The organism is Paenibacillus zeisoli (genome assembly GCF_003994465.1).
GTDB lineage: Bacteria > Bacillota > Bacilli > Paenibacillales > Paenibacillaceae > Fontibacillus > Fontibacillus zeisoli.
Genome location: NZ_RZNX01000007.1, coordinates 1 through 22,892, shown reverse-complemented (window position 1 = coordinate 22,892; position 22,892 = coordinate 1). Strand labels below are relative to the sequence as shown.

Genomic DNA, 22,892 nt, shown 5'->3' with positions numbered 1-22,892 from the left:
TGAGGATTATATTAAAAGGAGTGATCGGCATTGAGACTAGGAGGACAAGTCTTTATTCAGAATACGGACCCGCAAAGCTGGGCTGCGGCGATTAGGCAGGAAGGGTACCGCGCAGCGGTCTGCCCGGTTCAAAGCAATGAGAACGATACCACTATTCAGGAATATCGTGCAGCCGCTGAGCATCACGGCCTTCTTATTGCCGAAGTCGGTGCATGGAGCAATCCGATCAGCCCGGATCATGAAGTACGCTGTAAGGCCCTGGAATACTGCAAGGCCCAGTTGGATCTTGCTGAGCGCATCGGAGCCAGAGTCTGCGTCAACATTGCCGGTTCTCGGGGAGCGCAGTGGGATGGTCCCCACCCGGACAATTTCTCTGACGACACCTTCTCACTCATTGTGGACACGGTAAGAGAGATTATTGATGCGGTAAAGCCAAAGTCAGCCTATTACGCTCTGGAGACCATGCCTTGGGTTCTTCCAGACTCGGCGGATACGTATCTTGCTCTGGTCAAAGCTATTGACCGTGAGCAGTTCGCCGTTCATCTTGATCCGGTAAATATGATTGCAAGTCCTAGAATCTACTACAGAAATGCCGAGATGATCACGGATTTCTTCACTAAGTTGAGACCTTATATCAAAAGCGCACATGCGAAAGATATTCGCCTTGGCGGCAATTTAACGGTTCATCTTGAAGAGGTATTGCCGGGTACAGGCGCACTGGATTATAAGGTATTCCTAAGCGAGTTAAGCCGCTTGGATCCTGATACGCCGCTGATCATTGAGCATCTTCCGGATGAGGTGCAGTACCGCAAGGCCGCAGCCTTTATCCGCGAGACCGCAGCAAGCCTTCAAATTGAGCTATAAACCCTTGACCCTATATAGGGTCTTTTTTATTGCCGTCAATATAATCCTCCTTTTTCAACAATTTATTACGTTGTTTATCGATTGCGAACCCCTTAGACTATTAGTGTAAACGTTTGCACACGGAGCTTGAACACACGTGTGAGTCTCCCGTCCCTTTGTCATCGAATGGCTGGCTGCTCTGCCCGTCACTCCAAATTCTTTGAAACCTTGTTCCAAGCCTGATTCATATCAAGAGGAGGATGATCTATTTGCACGTTACCAAGGCTACAATGAAAAGAGGCTATTTATTTACTTTAATCTTCTCACTGATCTTCTCAACTTTCCTGACTCCATTCACGAACACAGCGAGAGCTGAAGTAGCGAATGACTTTCAGGCTTCTGTCATGGCTCCGCTAACTAAGATCACGGACTGGAATGCGTTCAAGAACCAGCTCAAGACACTTAAGGACAACGGCGTCTACGCCCTTACAACCGATGTATGGTGGGGAGACGTAGAAGCTGCTGGCGACAATCAATTTGATTGGAGCTACTACAAGCAGTATGCGGATGCGGTGAGTGCTTCGGGCCTCAAATGGGTTCCTATCCTCTCCACACATGCTTGCGGCGGAAATCCAGGGGATGATTGCAATATTCCGATTCCATCCTGGCTCTGGAGCAAGGGCACTGCAGATGAAATGAAATTCAAGAGCGAGACCGGCTATGTGAACAACGAAGCCCTCTCCCCTTTCTGGAGCGGACTCAGCCAGCAGTACAACGAACTGTACGCTTCCTTCGCCTCCAACTTCTCAAGCTACAAGGGGCTGATCGCCAAGATCTACCTGAGCGGCGGACCATCCGGTGAGCTTCGCTTCCCGTCCTACTATCAGGCAGCAGGCTGGAGCTATCCGGCACGTGGGAAATTCCAGGTCTATACGGATACTGCCAAGAATGCTTTCAGAACCGCAATGATTAGCAAGTACGGTTCGTTAAGTGGAGTTAACCAAGCATGGGGTCTTCAATTGACAAGTACAAGCCAAATTAACCCTCCAAGTGACGGGGATTCATTCTATTCAACTGGCGGTTATAACACGGCTTACGGTAAAGACTTCCTGTCCTGGTATCAAGGAGTTCTGGAAAATCATCTTGGTGTGATTGCCAAAGCTGCACACACGAATTTCGATTCTGTATTCGGTGTACGTATCGGTGCGAAGATCTCCGGTATCCATTGGCAAATGAATAATGCATCGGCTCCGCACAGTGCCGAGCATGCCGCAGGGTACTACGATTACAATAAAATTGTTCAGAAATTCAAAGACAGCGATCTCGATCTCACTTTCACTGCTCTGGAAATGCACGATAGCGGTATAGCACCAGATTACTCACAGCCATCCACGCTCGTGGACACCATCTCTTCCATAGCCAATGCCAAGGGCGTTCGTCTTAACGGAGAGAATGCGCTGCCTACAAGCGACTTCCAGAAAATCGAACAACAGATTACGAGATGGAATTACAATGGCTTTACTCTGCTGCGTTTCGCAAATCTCGTGAACCAGGATGGTTCTCCTACAAGCAATATGGCGGGCTTCAAGCAATACGTAATTAGTCATGCCAAGCCTATCGTTGATCCGAATGGAAATAAAGTAACGATCTATTACAAAAAAGGCTTCACTACGCCTTACCTGCACTACCGCCCAGCTGGCGGAACTTGGACTACGGCTCCGGGCGTAGCCATTCCAAATGCTGAAGCAGATTACCCTGGATACGGTAAGATCACAGTGGATATCGGTTCAGCTACCCAATTGGAAGCCGCTTTCAATAATGGCAGCGGTTCATGGGACAGCAACAATACGAAGAATTATTTCTTCGGTACAGGTACTTCCACGTATACGCCAGGCGCTAACGGAGCCGCTGGAACCATTACTCCTGGGGCACCTGTTATAAATCCAGGTGATGCATCCGTTACTATTTACTATAAGAAAGGCTTCACTACTCCATACATCCATTACCGTCAGGAAGGCGGAACGTGGACTACGGCACCAGGCGTTGCAATGGCAGATGCCGAGTCGGATTATCCTGGCTATGCCAAGATTACTCTGCCGCTGGGAAGCGCAACCCGCATCGAAGCCGCTTTCAACAACGGCAGCGGTTCATGGGACAGCAACAATACGAAGAATTACTTCTTCAGCAAGGGAATTTCTACTTACACGCCGGGTGCTAATGGAGCCGCTGGAACTATTACTCCTGGCGCGCCGGGCAAACTTGATAACGCAAGCGTTACTATTTACTACAAAAAAGGCTTTACCACTCCATACATCCACTACCGTCAGGAAGGAGGAACCTGGACTACAGCTCCAGGTTCCGCTATGGCGGATTCCGAAGTAGCTGGCTACGCCAAGATCACACTTCCTCTCGGATCAGCTACTCGTATCGAGGCTGCCTTTAATAACGGCAGTGGGACTTGGGACAGCAACAACACCAAGAACTACTTTTTCAGCCAAGGAACTTCTACTTACACGCCGGGTGCTAACGGAGCCGCTGGAACAATTACTCCTGGTGCGCCAGATGGTAAGACCACCGCTACAATCTACTACAAAAAAGGCTTCACTACTCCGTACATCCACTATCGCCAAGAAGGGGGAACCTGGACTACAGCTCCAGGTTCCGCAATGGCAGACGCCGAAGCGGCTTACCCTGGCTACGCTAAGATCACACTTCCTCTCGGATCAGCTTCCCGTATCGAAGCCGCCTTTAATAACGGCAGCGGTACTTGGGACAGCAACAACACGAACAATTACTTCTTCAGCCAAGGAATCTCCACCTACACACCAGGCTCTAACGGGGCCGCAGGCACAATAACATCCGGGACACCAGATCTGGGCGGTAACACAGGCACCACCGACTGGAGCAAACAAAGCATTTACTTTATCATGACCGACCGGTTCAGTAATGGAGATACGTCGAACGATAACGCTGACGGCTTTGCATCTGACAAGAACGATCTTACGAAATGGCATGGCGGGGACTTCCAGGGGATTATTAATCAGCTGGATTACATCAAGAACATGGGCTTTACAGCGATCTGGATTACACCGGTAACCGCACAGAAGAGCGCCTATGCCTACCACGGCTACCATACTTATGACTTCTACTCTGTAGATGGACATTTGGGAACGATGGATAAGCTGAAGGAACTTGTGAACACGGCTCACAGCAAGCAAATCTCGGTTATGCTCGATGTGGTTCCGAACCACACGGGTGACTTCCAACCGTATGACGGGATAGCTAAGGCTCCATTCAATAATCCTGATTGGTATCACCACAACGGAACAATTACTAAGTCAGATTACGATACTAACAATCAATGGAAAATCGAGAACGGTGACGTTGCTGGTCTTGACGATATTAACCAAGAGAACCCAGCTGCCGCGAATGAACTGAAGAACTGGATTAAATGGATGATTGGCGAGACAAAAGTCGATGGCCTGCGTGTAGACACGGCCAAGCACGTACCAAAATGGTTCCTGAAGGATTTTGATACAGCTGCCAACACCTTTACCATGGGTGAAGTTATGGACGGTGATCCCAATAAAATTGGCGATTACACCAACTATCTGGATGCGGTAGTCGACTTCCCTATGTACTACACGATTAGAGATGTGTTCGGTCATGATGATTCTACAACCAAGATCAGAGACCGTTACAATCAAGACGGCAGCTACCGTGACGCTAAGCTTAACGGCATATTCCTGGATAACCATGACGTGAAGCGATTCCTGAATGAGGCTTCCGGCAATCCTAGCAACCGTTCGGATAAATGGCCACAACTGAAGGCGGCACTCGGCTTCCTGTTGACTTCACGTGGAATTCCAATTGTCTACCAGGGAACTGAACTTGGATATGAAGGCGGAGAAGATCCGGATAACCGTAAGGATATTGTGCAGAATCCAAATCATGATCTGTACAAATACATTGCCAAGATTAATGCAGTTCGCAACAGCCATCCGGCTCTGCAAAACGGCTCCCAGAAGGAGAAGCTGGCTGATGGTGCATTCTACAGCTACCAGCGCTCCAACAACGGAGATGAAGTGGTTGTCATCATCAACAACTCCTGGAGCACGGCGTCCCGCACGGTTTCAGGGATTGACAACCTGGGTAACGGAACCAGCCTGAAGAATCAATTAGGTTCGGATTCGGTACAGGTTAATAACGGTTCGATTAACGTAACCTTGGGACCAAAAGAAGTGAAAATCTTGGCGAAGGCAAGCTAATTAGGCGAGGTTAAGAGATCCCTCCTCTCCTCTTAGTGGATTGCATTGTCAGGACTACAATAAGTATTTGTTGAGATAGCTTACATGTAACAAGCAACCCCCATCCGGGATTGGATGGGGGTTGCTTGTTAATTTTTTAAATAAGACTGCTTAATGATAGAAATTGTCTTGATAGATTAACTTAATGATGGAATAACCGCACTCCTGAGAAAGCCATAACCATACTGTATTCATTGGCCGCTTCAATAACTTCCTTATCCCGTGACGACCCACCCGTCTGCAGAATGTATTTGGCCCCACTTAGTGCAGCCCGGTCAATATTGTCCCGAAAAGGCAGGAAAGCATCTGATGCAAACGATACCTCCTGCAGTCCAGTCAAATACTCTCTTTTTTCATTAGGAGTAAGCCTATGAGGTACTTCCTCGTAACACTCTTCCCAAGCTTTTCGCTCAGGTACGGTAAGATCGTCACAAAGCCACTTATCTATGGCGTTATTTCTCTCCGTAGGTGAGATCCCCGCGCGAAATTTCATGGTTAGAGCAGCTGGATGCTGCCTCAGATACCAGTTCTCTGCCTTCGATGCAGCGAGTCTTGTGCAGTGGATACGGGATTGCTGCCCTGCTCCCACGCCAATCGTCTGCCCATCCTTCGCAAAACATACCGAATTGGACTGTGTGTATTTCAGTGTGATTGCAGCAATTAACAGATCTCTCTTCGCGGAGTCTGGAAGGTCCCTGTTCTCAGTTACTATATTGTCTAAAGTCTTCTCGGTGATTACCTTATTGTTTCTGTCTTGAACCAGGTTAACCCCGAATAAAGTCCTCTCCTCTATCAGTCCCGGCTCATAATCGGGATCGATCTCAATAATCAGGTATTTGCCCTTTTTCTTGGCCTTGAGAATTTCTAGGGCATCATCATCATACGCAGGCGCCACAATCATGTCGGAAATTTCCTTTTTCAGCAATTTGGCAGTAGAAAGATCCACTGGATCACTTAGAGCCGCACAATCCCCGAAGGAGGAGATGCGATCCGTTCCCCTTGCCCTCGCATAGGCGACAGCCAGAGGTGACAGCTCTATACCAGCAACCCCATAAGCCTCAGCCAGTTCATCATTTAAGGGACTATACACAGCCGCTCCAGCAGGGCTTACGTGCTTAAAGGAGGCTGCCGCAGGTTGCCCTATGGCTGATCTGAGCTCTCTTACAAGCTGATAAGCATTAAGTGCATCGAGTAAGTTAATGTAGCTTGGGTCACCATTAAGAATCCTGAAAGGCAGCTTCCCCGGCGATGTGACTCTTGCGTTCCCTTGATTCGGGTTAATCCCATACCGCATTTTGATTTCTTCCATTTGTCCTTCACCCTTTCATAGCAAATAAAAAAAAGTGTTTGATTAGATCAAACACTTTGCCCAGGCGAACGGCTTATATATCCATGAGCTCCCCCGTGGTGACCCACGTTTCATCGCCAGTAGCACATGGTAACAGTCTTGTATACAAGGTTGATTTTACCAAAATATCCCTATGGGATCAAGGTGATCCTATGCGATGACTAGGCTGCTGACAGCCTTAGGCTTGGTTCGTTTTTGGTTTTCTTTTCAGATACCAGATCAGGATGAGAACCAGAACAAGCAGCACAAAGCCAAGCAGCACATACTTATGAATGGCTTCGGTCACCGCCAGCCAATGCTTGCCAAGATAAGTTCCAAGTGTGATAAAAGTGAACGCCCATAATATCGCCCCCGGTGCAGCATAAGAGAGAAATGTACGGTAACGCCATCCGCTGATCCCGGCAAAATAAGCCGTGAGATGCCGAACACCAGGTATGAAATAGCCCAAAGTTAGGCCGATTTTGCCAAATTTCTTGAACCAGCGCCGGGTATGATCAAGCTTCTCCTTGGTAATCCGAATTTTCCGGCCATGCTTCTCAAGCAGCGGATACCCGAACTTCCGTCCAATGAAGTAACTGACACTCATTCCCGCAAAGCTGCCCACCACCGCGACCAGCAGGGTCAGAATATACGACAGTCTCCCCTGGGAGATGAGATATCCCGAATACGTCATCAGGACTTCGTCGGGTACGGGCAGACCAATAATCCCGAGCACCAGTGTTCCGAAGATTCCGATATAACCATAATGTGCGATGAGATAAAAGATTTTGTCTTGGAGCATCTGGATGGACTCCTTCTCTTGATGCCATCAACTTGGCATGTTGGTTATGTGTGAAAGTGAAGGAGAGAAATGTGTTCTATCCTCTTCTTTACTTTAACCAATTCTTTGTTGGAATTTTCGGGTTTAATAAGATGCTTGTTCGAGATAAGCCCCTCTTCACGTATGGATTCAGATGGGGAATTAAACCGCCATACCGCTCGGATTGAACAAGGTAGCTTTATCGAATCCTGCCATTGCTCTTTTGCCTGTTTATAATTAATTTGAAAACTATCTTTAATTTCCGTGTGTATTTCCTTAAATTCCTTTAGGATCTGCTAGAAGAAACATAACAAACAAAACTAATAAGATAAATGCGATAAGCGCAAAAACAACCAATGTTCATAAAACAACATTCATATAGAACCTACGATCTTTCCTCAATTAGAAAATTCACTCCCAATATATATTTACGATCTGCTTTGGTATATTTAATATGTTTTCCGCCAAGCCCAACTACTTTCGTACTTATGTAAATAGCCTGATTCTACAAGTAAAAACAAAATAGAAGCCGACAACCCATCGGCTTCTTCCCTGAACTCCAGCCCTCTACCGCCCCGAGAACTCCCGCTGCCTGAGCGCCTCATACAACAGAATCGAGGCCGCCATGGCCACATTCAGCGACTCGGCATGGCCCTTCATCGGGATGATCAAGGCATCGTCAAGCTCAGCCTGAACCGGGGCCGACAGACCGCTGGCCTCACTGCCGAACAGCAGCCAGGTCGGACCCCTAAAATCATACTCGTAACATATCCGAGCTGCCTGAAGGCTCGTTCCTGCCAGGCGGATCCCCTTCTCCTTCGCCTTGGGAAGGATCTCGGTTAAGTCCACTTCAATCACCGGAAGGTGAAATATAGATCCCATAGTCGATCTGAGCGTCTTCGGGTTGTAGATATCCGCACACCCTGGACCCACAATCACCGCACTTGCCCCGGCCGCATCCGCGGTGCGGATAATCGTGCCTACATTGCCCGGGTCCTGCACTCCATCCAGCACCACGACCAGGCCGTTATCCTGCTCAATCAGGGCTTCCCATGAACTGCGATGCTTGCGGATTACGGCAAACACAGGCTGCGGTGATTTGGTATCGCTGCACTTTGCGATAACGGCTTCAGACACCCCAACCCACTCTACTGACAGCTTTCCAGCCCCGGCCTGAGCCAGCTCTGAAGGGATGCCGTGATCTACCGAGTAAGCGATGACTTCAATCTCGGCTTCCGCTTTGAGTGCTTCCTGCACGAGGTGGATTCCTTCCACGAGATAACGCTGCTGCCGGTCCCGATGCTTCTTCTCTAATAGCTGTGCCCACTCTTTAACACGCGCATTCTGCGGCGATATAATGTCCATATTCTTCATCCTAGCCTCTAAATTTGGGAATAAGCAAGCTCAAGCTTGGTCAAGTCACTCTTCTCACCGACGATGACGAGAATATCGCCTTCAATTAACCGGTATAGCGCATCCGGCGAAATATTCATTTTTGTCCCGTTCTTTATGGCCATGACGTTGCAGCCGAACCGGGCACGAATATTAAGTTCCTTAAGATTCTGACCAATCATAGCCGAATTTGCTCTAATCTCCAGTATGCTGTAATCATCAGACAGCTCAATATAATCCAGAATATTAGGCGAAGCCAAATGGTGCGCAACCCGCTGTCCCATATCCCTCTCCGGATAGATGACTTTGTCGGCACCGATCTTCTGAAGTACTTTGCCATGCAGTTCATTCTGAGCTTTGACTACAATGACAGGTCCACCCAAGTCCTTCAAGATTAAGGTGGTCAAAATACTGGCCTGAATATCCTCACCAATCGCGACGACTACCACATCGAAATTACGGATTCCAAGCGCCCGTAGCGCCTCTTCCTCAGTTGAGTCCGCCGACACCGCATGCGTAACAATGTGAGACACTGCCTGGGTACGCTGCTCGTCCGAATCAATGGCCAGCACATCAAACCCCATCGTACTTAATGAATTCGCTACACTATATCCAAATCGGCCCATTCCGATCACTGCAAACTGCTTCTTAGCCACGATTTAATCTCCACCTGCCCGGTAATTATAATGCAATTAGTATACCATACTCTAAAGTGAACTTGAATTTGCAAAGGCCAGTTCGGGAACAGTAAGATGCGGCCCTTTTACACCATCGTCTACATTAAAGGAGGAATTCGAGTGGGAATCATGCTGGATCTGAGACAAGCAGTCGTTCATAAAGTTCATGGTCAGGATGAGAACGGCCTTAGAAGCATGATCGAAGGTTCTGTGGATGGACCGGAAGCTGCTCTTCCCGGTCTTGGTGTCATGTTCGAGATGATCTGGAAACAGATGGACAGAAGCAGACAGGACGAGCTAATCAGCCTCGTTAGTCAGCAGCTGAAGACCACCGAACTCAAACCGCTGCGTTAGTAAAAGACAACCGGAGCCCACCAGGCTCCAACTCTCAAAGCTGCAAAAAAACCCCTCTCCTTGCTCACACAAGGGGAGGGGCTACTTAACCCATAGAATATCGATTATGGAGCAGTCTCCAGGAACTTAGCTGTCGGATTTTTCTCCATCGCGGTTCTCATCGCATATTCATTTTCGAACAGGACTACATAGTTATCCTTCTTGTCTCTCACAAGAGTGGAGTTAATCCGGAATTTGGATGGATCGATCTTATCATCAATAATCCAGCGGGCGAACTGATAAGGGACGCGCTGAAGCTGCACATCTACCCCGTATTCCCCTTTCATCCGGTACTCGAACACCTCGAACTGGAGCTGTCCAACTACGCCCAGAATCGTGTCGTCGAAGCTAACCGTGTTAAATACTTGAATCGTACCTTCCTCGGTGAGCTGATCGATTCCCTTCTGGTACTGCTTGTGCTTGAGTGCATTCTTAACCGTTACCTTGGCAAAAATCTCCGGCGAGAACGTAGGAAGCTCATCAAACACAACCTCGCTGCCTTGACTGAGTGAGTCCCCAATCCGGAAGATACCCGGATCGAACAGACCGATAATATCACCCGGATAGGCCTCAGATACAATGTCTCGGTCTTGAGCCAGGAACTGCTGCGGCTGGGAAAGCTTAATTTCTTTGCCCGCCCGCACATGCTTAACGGACATTCCCCGCTCAAATTTGCCCGAGCAAATCCGCAGGAACGCGATCCGGTCGCGGTGTGCCGGATTCATGTTAGCCTGAATCTTGAACACATAACCGCTGAATTTCTCGTTCGTCGGTTGGATAATTCCCGCCGTGCTTTGACGCGGTTCCGGCTTCGGTGCAAGCTCCAGGAAGTTCTCAAGGAAGGTCTGTACCCCAAAGTTATTGACAGCACTGCCGAAGAATACCGGTGTCAATTCCCCCCGTCTTACTTTCTCGTAATCAAAAGGATCTCCTGCCACATCAAGCAGCTCGATATCCTGGCACAACTGATCATGGAGATACTCTCCCGCCATTTCACGAATAGCAGGGTCATTGTAATCTTCAACCTTCTTGACTTCAATCGAAGAATGGTCGTCTCCTTGGAACAGCTCGACCTGGTTCTTCATCCGATCGTATACGCCGCAGAGCTCACGTCCTGATCCGATCGGCCAGTTCATGGGAACCGAACGGATTCCCAGCACTTCTTCGATTTCTTCCATCAAGTCAAATGGACTGCGTCCTTCGCGGTCCAGCTTATTAATGAAGGTGAAGATCGGAATTCCCCGTTTGGCGCAGACCTGGAACAGCTTTACCGTTTGGGCTTCCACGCCCTTCGCTACGTCAATCAACATGACGGCACTGTCAGCAGCTGTAAGCGTCCGGTAGGTGTCTTCACTGAAATCTTGGTGACCGGGCGTATCCAATATATTAATGCGGTGTCCGTTATAATCGAATTGCATTACCGAGGAGGTTACAGAAATCCCCCGCGTTTTCTCAATTTCCATCCAGTCACTTGTTGCATGCTTGCTTGCTTTACGGGCCTTTACAGATCCCGCAGCCCGAATCGCTCCCCCGAACAGCAGAAGCTTCTCCGTCAATGTCGTTTTCCCGGCATCCGGGTGGGAAATAATTGCAAACGTTCTACGTTTGTCTACTTCCTGCTGCAGCACTTCTGACAATGCTTTGCTCATTTCTCACTTATCCCTTCGTTCCACAAGTCATGTTTTATATTGTAACATATTTTATCCGCCTGTACGCAAATCATCCTCATGCATATCATACATGAGGACAACGTGCTTGGTTCTCTTAAATTATAGTTAGCTCAAACTGGAATTTCCCAAGGCCTAGGCAGGTTATCCCTGGTTCTTGATCCAGATTACATTGTCTTCATCCTGTCCATTGACCGGCCACCAGTGGAAGCCGTCTTTGGCCAGAAGATCATGTGCTTCCTGCGGTCCCCATGACCCGGCCGGATAATGCTTAATATCCCCAGGATTCTGCTTCCAGGCCTGTGCGATCCGATCGATAAATGACCAAGCCGTAGCCACTTCATCCCAGCGAGTAAAGTAAGTAGAGTCTCCTTCGGCAGCGTCATGAATCAGGCGCTCATAAGCCTCCGGTGAGTTAATCCCCACTTGGCAGCTTTGGCAGAATTCCATAGCCAGAGGCTCGATCTGGGATTCGGTACCCGGCTTCTTGGCATTGATTTTGATATAAATACCTTCCATTGGGTTAACCCGAATGACGAGCAGGTTGGGTTCCAATGTATGCTTTTGCCCTAGGTATACATTCGTAGGCATATTTTTGAATTCAACTACAACCTCGGTTGTCTTAACAGGTAGGCGTTTGCCGGTACGGATGTAGAAAGGAACACCAGCCCACCGGAAGTTGTCCACAAGTACTTTTGCAGAGAAGTAAGTCTCGGTGTTCGAGTTAGGATCCACTTTATCTTCCTCACGGTAAGCAGGAAGCTTCTGATTCCCGCTCTCGCCTTGTGTATATTGAGCCCGCACCACATTCTCCTCAACTTCCGCTGCGGAAGCATAAGGACGAAGCGAGCGAAGAACCTTCACTTTCTCATCACGGATATCCTCAGGCAGCAGACGGCTTGGCGGCTCCATAGCGATCATGGTCAGCATTTGCAGCATGTGGTTCTGACCCATATCACGCAGGGCACCAGCATGGTCGTAATAGCCTCCACGCTCTTCTACACCGACAGTCTCACTCAGCGTAATTTGCACATTCGCGATGTGCTTGTTGTTCCAAAGCGGCTCGAAGAAAGCATTACCGAACCGGATAACTTCGATGTTCTGCACCATTTCCTTACCGAGGTAGTGGTCAATACGGTAGATCTCTTCTTCTTTGAACACGTGACTGAGCTCTTCATTCAGCTTTTGAGCGGACAAGAGATCGTAGCCGAACGGCTTCTCAATCACGAGACGGTGCCAGCCGGCGCTGTCCAGCATGCCACCTTTTTGCAAATTAACCGACACGCTGCCGAACAATTCCGGAGCAAGTGCTAGATAGAACAATCGGTTGCCAGGAATTCCATAACGCTTCTCCAGAACTTCCGTTTGTTCTCTAAGCTCATGATATCCATCGATATTGTTAATATCGAGGGATTTGTACTCGAAGTGCTCAGCGAATCTGTTCCAGTGTGCTGTGTCCAGAACTTTGTACCGGCAGAACTCCTGAATCGAGTTGTATAGATCGTCGTGGAATTCTTCTCTAGAACGCGGTCTGCGAGCTACGCCAATAACTGCGAAATCCTCAGCCAGCTTGCCTTCGCGATACAAAGAATAGATTGCAGGGAACAGCTTACGCCGTGCCAGGTCACCAGTTGCTCCAAAAATAAAAAATACTGCTCCAGGGGTCTTTAGTGCATTTAAATTTTGTTGATCTACCATGGCTCCTCATTTCTTTCTATGTAGTATAGTTGTATATTTATGCACGAGGCATAATGTATTTCGCATCCATAAATTTCATTTGTGTTGATTAATTTTAGCATATTCATGTCGAGGATGCTATCCACAACCATTGCGATCAGATAACTCTTACTTACCTATTCAATAAAAAGATATTATATAAAGACTTACATCCTGGTCAGCCGTATGAAATGTTCCTACGATCGCTGTTGTTCTCAGACTTCTGAATTGAATTATTATAGGTAGAAGTCTAATCACAAAGCATAGGCTTCCGATGTAGCTTTCTTTCAGAAAGCTTGCAGGCGAACGCTCCGCTTCTCCAGAATCATTTCACACTCTTGCCTATAAGTAATTCTTAAATTCAACTTATATAGATTAATATTCCACAGTCAGAACGGGCGATCCGATCGACAACTCATTTACCCCTGTTCCCGTGTTCAGATGAATGGCCATTTGCAGCCCGATCTCCGTGTTCCCGCTTCGTACGGATATCGGAAAGCTTGGAACTTCATAGGACTCCGAGGCGGTGTACTGATCCTGAAAGCCTTCTACCCGGTGAAGCTTGAAGAAAGCTCCAGCTTTACTTTCTGCCTCACCAAGAAGCTTCATGACATCTTTATCTTGATGACCCGCTGTACCCGCTCCTAGTGCCTTAGCATTCCCTTGCGCCGCCGCATTCCACTGAATATCCACACCAAGTCCGCCCAGCTTCCGCCCAACATCGGTCTGGGCCTGCTTCAGCTCTGCAGTATCCCCTTGGTAGATTCCTTCGATCTGTGCCACTACATATAAGCCCTCTTCCCTATTCGTCACAGAGAACTTCACCGGTACCCGTCCGACTTGCCCCGCAGAACGATACACAAGGTGATCCTGTACCCGGGCAGCTGACGGCTTAGCTAATTTCAATTCTGCCGCAATAAGTTTGGCCCCTTCCTTGGGCTCATATGCAGTATTCCATACACCCTGCCATTTTATGATGATATTTAGCGGCTCACGGGTAATGGAATTTCCTGCCGCTAATACTGCATCCAGCTGCTTCTCTGCATCTCTTATGTAATCCGAGCTTACGCTGCTGGAGGCCTCCTCCTCGTTTTTGAAGCCCAGAACGCCCAATGTGAGCAGTATAACAATAAAGATCAGTCCCCACCGTTTAATCATTTCCTATGACACCCTTCCGCATCAAATCTATCAATCTATGAATCAGGATGTCCTTCCGCCGCTCACTTTATACTTCTTATAGGATCACAAAAAAACCGGAGACCTCCGTCTCCGGTTAGCTTCTGCCTCTATATCTTACTCGGCCAATCCATTCTTGTAGGCATAGATGGCTGCCTGTGTACGATCTTCCACATGCAATTTGGCGAGGATGTTGGTCACGTGAAATTTCACGGTTTTGACGCCAATAATAAGTTCATCAGCAATATCCTGATTGGATTTCCCTTGTGCCACTAAACGAAGAACATCCATCTCCCGCTCCGTGAGCTCCTCATGCGCCGCCGCTTCCGCCTTAGGTTGACGGAATCGGTTCATCATCTTAGAGGCTACTTGAGACTCCAATACCGACTGGCCTCTGGCCGCTGCACGTATAGCATCTGCCACCTCAGATGCTCTTGAAGTCTTAAGAAGGTAGCTAAACGCCCCGGCTTCGATAACAGGATACATTTTCTCATCGTCCAAATAACTGGTAAGTACAATTACTTTGCATTCCGGATACAGCTTGAGAAGCTGACGCGTGGTCTCAATCCCATCCATCCCTTCCATCACCAGGTCCATCAGAACCACATCGGGTCTGTATTCCTGGGCCAAGCGAATGCCTTCCTGCCCGCTGCTGGCTTCACCAACTACTTCAATGCCATCCTCAGTTCCCAGGACAGCGGCTAGGCCAATGCGCACCATTTCGTGATCATCGACCAGCAGTACTTTAATTGGAATCTCCGTCTCCATCGTTCTCATTCCACCCGCCTTCCTCTATCATTAAAGGTACTGTAATTTCAATTCGGGTTCCAGCTCCCGGTGAAGTAATGAATTGAATGGAGCCGCCAATTTCATGGATGCGCTCCTGCATCGTCGATAACCCGTAAGATGTCTGCTTCTTCTCATCCATTTGAAAGCCGATTCCATTGTCTCTGAGAATAACTTTAACAGCTTCAGGACGCTGGTGGATACGAATCTCCATCTTGTCGGCCTTGGAATGCCGAAGCGTATTGGAGAGCGCCTCTTGAATGATCCGGAACAAGTGATTCTCAATCCCTTTGACAAGCTTGATATCAGGATCCATTTCCAGTGTAATATCCATAGGCACTTTACTCTTCAGCTCTCTAACCAACTCCGCTACCCCTTCCGATAGCGCCTTACCTTCCAGGTATACCGGCCGTAAATGCAGCAGCAGTGCCCTCATCTCCGACTGAGCCACAGACGACATCTCCTCAATCAACTCCACTTGTCTCTGTGCCTTGTCAAAATCCTTCTCTAGCGTTCGCCCCACCGCGGTTGCCGTCATCGAAATCGCGAACAGCTGCTGGGATACCGCATCATGGAGTTCCCGTGCAAGCCTCTGGCGTTCCTCCACAATCGCGGATATTCTAGCCTGCTCCGCCAGTTGGGCATTATGGGTGGACAGCCGCTGCAGGGAATTGACCTGCTCTTCCCATCTTTTACCGATACGTTCTAATTGCTCTCCCAGCCGCCCGATCTCGTCTTCGCCAAGCTCCGGTACTGACCTGGACAGATTCCCCTTCTCCCATTGCAGCAGAGAATCTCGGAGCAGATCCATCCTTCTTTTCACGCTATAGATTTGATAGAGTCCATAAGCTGCTCCGGTACCAACCAACAACAAACCTCCTGTTAAAGATGCCTGGATGACTTTGGTCCATGAGGAGGTAGGACTTAAATAACCATATGTATTAAGCAGGTACAGAATAGCGCCGCATAAAAAGAAAGACAGGAGAATCCCGTCACGCATACTGCGAGAAATCATGTTCACTGGTTTTTTTCGTCTCATCAGGGACTCCCCTCCTCTCTATGATAAACGTATATCAATATCTCCTACGAGGTAAGAAATCATAATTTTCACTTTTTTCTCCCGCAATTCGTAATTAGGCGAACGCCAGTACAATCGGTTCACCATGCCGGTCTCTTTATCTGGTCCGAACTCAATCTGCCCGAACATGACAAAGGCCTCGATTTCAACCCCGTAATCCTCCGAGATCACGAGATCAATGTCTCCAACTACTCCCTGAAACATGATGATATTCTCAGGCTCTTCCACTATGGCCAGGGACAGATCAATGTCATGCTCACCAAGCACATGCCACATACTGATACTCCGAAGCGCCCAAGGGTCGCTGTCCCAGTGAACACCTGCAATGAAATTCTGCTTCTGAATATGGTCTCCCCGGGGGAGCATCTTTTTAACTTTGGCATAGAACAACCCAAGCGATATCAAAATTACAGCTACAACGAGCATCAAATGTTCAAGTAAAATAAGTCCACTGCCTATGGCCAGCAGTATATAGCCGGTCTTGACCTCTTCTCCCTGACGGATTTTGTAGACTCCGTAGACAAGAAATAGCAGGGCTGCAATGGTAAGGAAGTTGATGCCTTGACCAAAGAACAGAAGAAGTCCGAATCCGATAAGCATAATGGCCACAAAAGATTTCCTTTTATCCATGCTGCACCTCCTGTCTAAGTATAAAAGATCCATCCGTCCACATATAGGGTCTAGGCTCCAAAAGCTCGGAAAAGCCATGACGGTATCTGCATACCGTATGGCTTCACCTCAACTAGAATATCATATTCCACTAATGGACGGTAGTTATTCTTTAGATGTTGTTGTTTCTGTCTTGGCAGTTGGATTCAGCTTGGATTTAAGTGCATTCAACTGCTCTTCTACCCGAAGCTGCTTCTCTGCATCCGCAGGGCTGATATAAGAACCAGCACTCGCCGATGGACGGTAAGGCGTACCCAGTACATCTGCTTCGGCTTCCATTTGAAGAATTTTCTCTTCCATGCGACTGAAGCCTAGTGCTGCACCTCCACTTTCAATGGTGTTCAGCGGGTTAGCCTGGGACAACTGCTTTTTGGCTTTAGCCATTTGTGCACGGGCTACAAGCTCATTACGCTTGTTGCGCAGCTTGTAGAACTCATCCTTCATATCATGGAGCTGCTGCTGCAGATCCGATGCATGAATTTCCGCTTGAGCGTGAAGATCTCTGAATTCAGTTTGTTTTTGATCAAAATGAATTTTCTCTTCGAGCAGACGGCGGGCAATCTCTTCCTGGCCGTTCTTGAGAGCAGCTTCAGCTTGGGCTTCACGCTGTGAAGATACACGATAAGCTTCTTCCAGGCGCTGTTTCATGCGGCGCTCATTCGCCATTTGTTTCGCAACCGTTACCTCAGCATCACGAATCTCGGCTTCCATATCCCGAAGATATTGGTTAAGCATAACAATTGGATCTTCCACTTTATCGAGCATTTCATTAACCGACGCTTTAGTGATGTCTTTAATTCTTTTAAATACTCCCATAATTACAAATCTCCCTTCTCATATTTGGAAAGCTTACGGCGAAGCTCATCCAATTCTTTTTTCAGTGCCTTTTTCTCGATGTCATCCATCATGGAATCTAAATTTGAAGCCTCATCCTGTCCTTTAAAAGAAGAGCTGGCTGGCCGCCCCCCATGAGAAGGGTTCCCTTGAAACGGGTTGCCCCCAAAAGGGTTACCTCCAAATGGATTTCCGCCGAACGGGTTATTCCCATACTGTCCGTTACCACCATATTGGCCATTTCCGTAAGGAGGCCGCTGATTGTAGCGTGGATCTCTGGGATCATAGCCGCCAGGCCCTGGTCCATATTGTCCGCCGCCCGGCCATCCACCCTGGTGGTAAGGATCATAAGGAACATACGGCTCTTTAGATATAACAAGCGACGCGATCAAGTAGATCAGAATCGTGGTGCCACCGGAAAAAGGAATACTTACGACTGTCAGCAGTCTAAGCACACCGACGTTTACGCCAAAGGTCTCTGCAAGTCCCCCGCACAGACCCGTAATCCATCGGTCGCGCCGGGAACGATATAATGTGCCCATCGCAATTACTCCTCTCCTCGTTTGTTCAGCTTCTGTTTAAGACGCGCCAGCTCCTGTTCCAGAGTAGATTGAATCGCTGTTCCCGCCTGATTGAACAGATCCTGCCCTGCCTTGCGAAGATCTCGCAGGCTGCGGGCTTCCCATTCCATATCGGAGACCCGATCTTCTAGACGATTGAACATCTTAGGTACATCCTGTGTGCCATAGCTGCCCATGCGCTGATTCATTCTTTGCTGGAGACGAAGGGTTTCCATTCTCGCATAGTAATACTGTCTTTTGTTATATACAGCTTGATATTCTGTCTTAAGCTCATTCATTTGAGCTTCAAGCTGGTTAAGTGCTTCAAGACTTTGGCTGTAAAGATCCGAGTACTGCTCAAGCTTTTCTTCATACAGCAGTTTCTCCTGAAGAGCTAGCTTGGCTAAGTGCTCCTCGCCTGCTTTCAGAGCCAGTAATGCCTGCTCTTCTCTCTTGCTGAGCATGGTGCTTGCATGATCGACCTGCTGCTTCAATTGTCTGGTATGCCCGGAGTATTGATGATGCAGCTTCTCAGCCTCTGCAATCTCCTGCCGGGTCTCAACCAGGAATTGATCGATAAGCTGAACAGGATTTTGTGCTTGCTCCAGACGTTCATTCAAAGTAGCTACCGTAATATCTCTTACCCGTCTAAATACACTCATGATTGTTCAATTCCCTCCTAACCTTAATAGTACTGTGTATTAGTAACTCCGTTTATTTCTAAGTGAGGAAATACCGTATACAATCAGCCCGATACCGAGCAGTGGCACGATGATCCAAGCCAGCTTGGAGATCAGGGAAACCACACCGATAAACAATACGATCCATCCGAAGAATGCGTTACCTCTACGAATACCATAATATCCAAGGGCAATCATTACGATGGCTATCAGAATACCGAACAGACTGCCGAAGAAAGGCGTCAGCTTGCCTAACAAGATCAGTACCCCAAGTGCAATAAGTACAATTGCAAATCCGCTTGGTTTGTTATTTGTTCTCATTTCTTTCACCGCCTCTCTTTAAGTTCAACCTTATGTCTTTATTCTAGGCCTTAACGCGATTTCCCAAAACGGACCGTGGACGGTTTTTCATACTGGACTTAGGTCGAGGATAAGCCGGGGCTTCAGATAGAGCGCGCACTGGCCGTGCTCTGCAGCTACGAAGGGGACTCTGTGGCTAGCTTAACCTTCAGGTGACAACTCGGGGTTACCCGTGCCTGGTAATCTGATATAAGTATTCGATATCTCCGACTGCCGTCTTCTGACACCAGTCGCTTGCTGCAGGCATCTTGCGTGACCACCACTGCATACTATAGGCACCCTGCATGACCACTTCTTGTATTGCGGCGGCCTCCAAATATAAAGTTCGTCATCGAATCTTTTCTAACGTTGATAAACAGTCCCCCTCATAACTCCCCCTACTCTCATGCCTCTCATAACAGTCATATCTCTCATAACTTTTTCTTTCATTGATACCGAGTCCGGCGTAATCAAAAAATCCCTGATCAGCGAGGACCAGGGATGCTAAATCTTCATTTTCTTCTAAATGAATTAAAAGCCGTACTGCTTGAGGAAATTATCTGTTTGACCATTTAAATCTTTGAGGCGAACCAGAACATCTGCGGCTTCGGCCCGTGTAACCACCGCATCAGGTGCGAACATACCATTCTTCAGATCAAGCAGCTTCAGCTTCAGCACAATTGCTGCTGCTCCTTTATTGGTAACACTGCTTGCATCTGCTGCTCCAGAAAGGTCTGCCGGTTGATTGTAATACTGAGCCAGCTTATTATACTGCAGCATTTCCACTAAATATTTGGCTAGCTGATCACGGGTTAACTTAGCATCCAGTGCTAACGTGCGTTCTGGATTCACAGTGATCCAATTGTTACTAATAAAGGTCTGCAACCCTTGATAATACGGACTATCCTCGCTAACTCCAGCAATTGAACTATCGTCGAGACTACCATAGAAATTTCCGAGATCCGGATTCACAGCTCTAGCCGCCATGTTAATCCACTCACCTTGGGTTATTTGCTCATTAGGAAGGACAAGCCCATTGTTATCCGGGAGAAGTACCCGATATTGAACAGCTTCGGCTAAAGCTTTTTCTAAGGGATGACCTTTAATATCAGTAGCTTCTTTAGTAGTTCCAACTCCATATGGAGCATAAATTTCACGATTTTTCCCCGTTATAGCATCAATGGGACTAAATGATTGATAAATACTGCCAAGTACTGGATCAGGTACTGGCGAATATACCAGTTTAACATTTACAGGGACCGTTCTTCCATCAGGCTGGTACATGCCGCCAAAGCGCTCATATTTCAGCTCCAATTTCAAATCTTTCAGGTAAAGACTTTTGGCCTGCTCTTTAGAAATCACAGGCTTGTTCTCCGGGAGAACGGAACCGTCCGTATACCCCCAAGCATAAAATGAACGAATCACACCATCAGAGCTAAGGCTCAGATCAACAGAGTCATTCATAACAGGAATTCCATTCATGTATCTCTTGAAGCTGTATTGATATGTCGATGAGGAGATCTTCATATCCCTATCACGAACAGAGGTAAGTCTATATTCACTTGCTGCGTTAGGGACTAATTTTTTCACGATCTGAAAAGCCTTTTCTTTAGCTTCTTTGGAGCTTAAAACTTTACCTTTTGGCTTGTATTCTTCCTTCACTGAAGGATAGTAAGTATTATAACTGAATGAAAGAATTCGACCTGATCTTGCCTCTACTTCTGCATTAAGGCCCTCATCCGGGGCGCCGTTTGCTTGTTTGCTTCTTAATGAAATATTCCATGCTTTCTGGGTAGGATTGTTCCAGTTTCTAGATAACTGCTTATACTCAACTGTGAACTCAGAAGGAATAGAGATCAACGATTTAACTCGCTCTACAGCTTCATCGCCATTCTGGATTGTTTCCTTGGATGGAGTGAAGTTGCTACCTCCCGAAGGAATTACTTCAACTTTTTGGACGCTCTGAACCATCCCTGCTTGAGGATCGGTCTTCTTCCCCGTACCAGCATCAATGCTGTACATGCTGCTATCAACCGGTGCATATCCCAAGAAATACTTGGGTGATTCTCTGGGGTTAAGTCTCTCAGGGATATAAGCCAGCTCCACATCAAAGCCATCCTTGAACTTCTGTTCCGCAGTTTCCAGCGTAATAGCTGGTTTAGAGGAAGGATACTCAGTGTATGCCTTATTCCGGCTGTATGCCGTCACCTCACCGTAATTATTAACCCCGACTTGAACCGTCTCCGAATCGGAATAAAGGCCATTAATAGGCACCTTGAAGTTAAAATAATAATCTTGAGCTACCAATAAGGGTCCGTTCTGCCCTTTAAACTCATAGCTATCTTTCAAGCTCGTTACATCAAGACCCTTAACTTTAGAACTTAACCATTCTAAGGCAATCTTCTTGGCCTTGTCTTGATCAACTTTGGCAGCTCCTTCTTTGGTATACAGTTGAACCAGACGATCCGGCAGATTAATAGATATTACTTCACCAGTCACACCATCCACTTGAGCGCCGAACGAGGTCCCCCAATTTCCTACTTGGAAATTATACTGAAGCTCCCATTTCTTATCATAATCCTCAGGGTAACTATTCTGTATTCCAAAGCCCGCTGAGTTCAACGTCGCCTTAGACAGCAGAGGAAACATTTCCTTAAGTATTTTTTCAGCTTGGGCGGAAGAGATCTTAGCCCCTTTTGGAAGTTTGTCTCCTGTTATACTAACAGCAGTAGGGGCAACTACTGTGCTGCTTATAGGCTTCGTATCGCCGTTCGCAGTTACAGTTACATTGCTATCTGCCCACGCAGCGGTGGGACCACTTAACATAAGCAGTACTAGAGTACACGCCGCAAATACAAGAGGTCTATTCTTACCTCCATATGTGTTCTCTTCTGATTTCTGAGTTAGGCCGTCGTTGCTGTTGTGCTTTTCATTCATTAGTACTTCCCCTTTCCCTCCAGGTGATAAATGAATCATATAATAAAGAACAATTTGGAAATGGAAAAGTTTGGTCGTTTTGAATAAATAAAATAAAAAAACCATGAACATAATGTTCATGGTTTCTATAACTTCTATGCCGGTGAAGGGACTCGAACCCCCACGGTTTCCCTCACGATTTTGAGTCGCGCGCGTCTGCCAGTTCCGCCACACCGGCATGGTGTGATAATTCTTCCGCTATAACAGAGGAAATTATGGCGCGCCCTAAGAGATTCGAACTCCTGACCTTTTGATTCGTAGTCAAACGCTCTATCCAGCTGAGCTAAGGGCGCAAGTATTAATACTGTGTTGCTGTCTACCTAATTTAAAAGATGGAGGCGCCACCCAGATTTGAACTGGGGATAAAGCTTTTGCAGAGCTGTGCCTTACCACTTGGCTATGGCGCCATAAGATGGAGCGGACGACGGGAATCGAACCCGCGACCCTCGCCTTGGCAAGGCGATGCTCTACCGCTGAGCCACGTCCGCATATTAATGGCTGGGGGTATAGGATTTGAACCTATGCGTGACGGAGTCAAAGTCCGTTGCCTTACCGCTTGGCTAACCCCCAACATTAATCATAACAATTTAAAGTAAAATGGGGCGATCGATGGGACTTGAACCCACGAATGCCGGAGCCACAGACCGGTGCG

18 protein-coding genes, 5 tRNA genes and 1 riboswitch are annotated in these 22,892 nt (G+C 47.6%); of the genes, 3 read left to right on the top strand and 20 right to left on the bottom strand.

What is annotated here, in order from left to right; all coding sequences use genetic code 11:
- Positions 1–30 precede the first annotated feature (30 nt).
- Both EJP77_RS15150 and EJP77_RS20945 read left to right on the top strand, forming a co-directional pair.
- The gene (locus EJP77_RS15150; RefSeq protein WP_127200093.1) at positions 31–864 is read left to right on the top strand and encodes a sugar phosphate isomerase/epimerase family protein; all 834 of its coding nucleotides are present in this window, start codon (positions 31–33) and stop codon (positions 862–864) included.
- 248 nt (positions 865–1,112) lie between these two features.
- The gene (locus EJP77_RS20945; RefSeq protein WP_246021903.1) at positions 1,113–5,111 is read left to right on the top strand and encodes a family 14 glycosylhydrolase; all 3,999 of its coding nucleotides are present in this window, start codon (positions 1,113–1,115) and stop codon (positions 5,109–5,111) included.
- Between the two features lie 181 nt (positions 5,112–5,292).
- Here the strand turns inward: EJP77_RS20945 and EJP77_RS15135 are convergent, their stop codons facing one another.
- The 4 genes from EJP77_RS15135 to EJP77_RS15120 form a co-directional block, all read right to left on the bottom strand.
- Complete coding sequence (locus EJP77_RS15135) at positions 5,293–6,459, bottom strand: phosphoribosylaminoimidazolecarboxamide formyltransferase (protein WP_127200092.1); 1,167 nt, start codon at positions 6,457–6,459, stop codon at positions 5,293–5,295.
- Positions 6,460–6,510: 51 nt separating this feature from the next.
- Positions 6,511–6,593, bottom strand: a riboswitch (ZMP/ZTP riboswitch).
- An 83-nt stretch (positions 6,594–6,676) separates the two neighbouring features.
- Entirely contained in the window at positions 6,677–7,279 is a 603-nt protein-coding gene (locus EJP77_RS15130; protein WP_127200091.1) for a DedA family protein, read from the bottom strand.
- A 585-nt stretch (positions 7,280–7,864) separates the two neighbouring features.
- Positions 7,865–8,662 carry a TrmH family RNA methyltransferase gene (locus EJP77_RS15125; RefSeq protein WP_127200090.1) on the bottom strand — a complete coding sequence of 266 codons (798 nt, stop codon included), beginning with the start codon at positions 8,660–8,662 and terminating at the stop codon, positions 7,865–7,867.
- Positions 8,663–8,679: 17 nt separating this feature from the next.
- Complete coding sequence (locus EJP77_RS15120; protein ID WP_127200089.1) at positions 8,680–9,345, bottom strand: potassium channel family protein; 666 nt, start codon at positions 9,343–9,345, stop codon at positions 8,680–8,682.
- Positions 9,346–9,486: 141 nt separating this feature from the next.
- Here EJP77_RS15120 and sspI point away from each other — a divergent pair, with 141 nt between their 5' ends.
- A complete protein-coding gene (sspI, locus tag EJP77_RS15115; protein WP_127200088.1) occupies positions 9,487–9,720 on the top strand; it encodes a small acid-soluble spore protein SspI in 234 nt (77 codons plus the stop codon).
- 104 nt (positions 9,721–9,824) lie between these two features.
- On the opposite strand, the gene EJP77_RS15110 is transcribed toward sspI, so the two are convergent.
- The 16 genes from EJP77_RS15110 to EJP77_RS15035 form a co-directional block, all read right to left on the bottom strand.
- On the bottom strand, positions 9,825–11,408 hold the full coding sequence (locus EJP77_RS15110; RefSeq protein ID WP_127200087.1) for a peptide chain release factor 3: 1,584 nt from the start codon (positions 11,406–11,408) through the stop codon (positions 9,825–9,827).
- A 162-nt stretch (positions 11,409–11,570) separates the two neighbouring features.
- Positions 11,571–13,124, bottom strand: coding sequence for a glucose-6-phosphate dehydrogenase (gene zwf, locus EJP77_RS15105; RefSeq protein ID WP_127200086.1), 1,554 nt, complete (start codon positions 13,122–13,124; stop codon positions 11,571–11,573).
- A 393-nt stretch (positions 13,125–13,517) separates the two neighbouring features.
- Positions 13,518–14,300, bottom strand: coding sequence for a hypothetical protein (locus EJP77_RS15100; RefSeq protein ID WP_127200085.1), 783 nt, complete (start codon positions 14,298–14,300; stop codon positions 13,518–13,520).
- A gap of 135 nt (positions 14,301–14,435) precedes the next feature.
- Positions 14,436–15,086 carry a response regulator gene (locus EJP77_RS15095; protein WP_127200236.1) on the bottom strand — a complete coding sequence of 217 codons (651 nt, stop codon included), beginning with the start codon at positions 15,084–15,086 and terminating at the stop codon, positions 14,436–14,438.
- Positions 15,064–16,143, bottom strand: coding sequence for a sensor histidine kinase (locus tag EJP77_RS15090; protein WP_127200084.1), 1,080 nt, complete (start codon positions 16,141–16,143; stop codon positions 15,064–15,066). The genes EJP77_RS15095 and EJP77_RS15090 overlap by 23 nt, the downstream gene beginning before the upstream one ends.
- An 18-nt stretch (positions 16,144–16,161) precedes the next feature.
- Entirely contained in the window at positions 16,162–16,812 is a 651-nt protein-coding gene (liaF, locus tag EJP77_RS15085; protein WP_127200083.1) for a cell wall-active antibiotics response protein LiaF, read from the bottom strand.
- Between the two features lie 144 nt (positions 16,813–16,956).
- Positions 16,957–17,667, bottom strand: a complete 711-nt coding sequence (locus EJP77_RS15080) for a PspA/IM30 family protein (RefSeq protein ID WP_127200082.1) — start codon at positions 17,665–17,667, stop codon at positions 16,957–16,959.
- Between the two features lie 2 nt (positions 17,668–17,669).
- Positions 17,670–18,227 (bottom strand): PspC domain-containing protein, encoded by a 558-nt coding sequence (locus EJP77_RS15075; protein WP_127200081.1) that lies wholly within the window; start codon positions 18,225–18,227, stop codon positions 17,670–17,672.
- Between the two features lie 5 nt (positions 18,228–18,232).
- Complete coding sequence (locus tag EJP77_RS15070; protein WP_127200080.1) at positions 18,233–18,907, bottom strand: PspA/IM30 family protein; 675 nt, start codon at positions 18,905–18,907, stop codon at positions 18,233–18,235.
- Between the two features lie 39 nt (positions 18,908–18,946).
- Positions 18,947–19,246, bottom strand: a complete 300-nt coding sequence (locus EJP77_RS15065; protein WP_127200079.1) for a LiaF transmembrane domain-containing protein — start codon at positions 19,244–19,246, stop codon at positions 18,947–18,949.
- A gap of 549 nt (positions 19,247–19,795) precedes the next feature.
- Positions 19,796–22,201, bottom strand: a complete 2,406-nt coding sequence (locus EJP77_RS15060) for a YcdB/YcdC domain-containing protein (RefSeq protein ID WP_185897366.1) — start codon at positions 22,199–22,201, stop codon at positions 19,796–19,798.
- A 137-nt stretch (positions 22,202–22,338) separates the two neighbouring features.
- Positions 22,339–22,418: transfer RNA gene (locus EJP77_RS15055), tRNA-Leu, on the bottom strand.
- 38 nt (positions 22,419–22,456) lie between these two features.
- Positions 22,457–22,533 (bottom strand) — tRNA-Arg (locus EJP77_RS15050).
- 40 nt (positions 22,534–22,573) lie between these two features.
- A tRNA-Cys gene (locus EJP77_RS15045) sits at positions 22,574–22,647 on the bottom strand.
- Positions 22,648–22,653: 6 nt separating this feature from the next.
- Positions 22,654–22,728, bottom strand: a tRNA-Gly gene (locus EJP77_RS15040).
- Between the two features lie 7 nt (positions 22,729–22,735).
- A tRNA-Gln gene (locus EJP77_RS15035) sits at positions 22,736–22,810 on the bottom strand.
- Positions 22,811–22,892 lie beyond the last annotated feature (82 nt).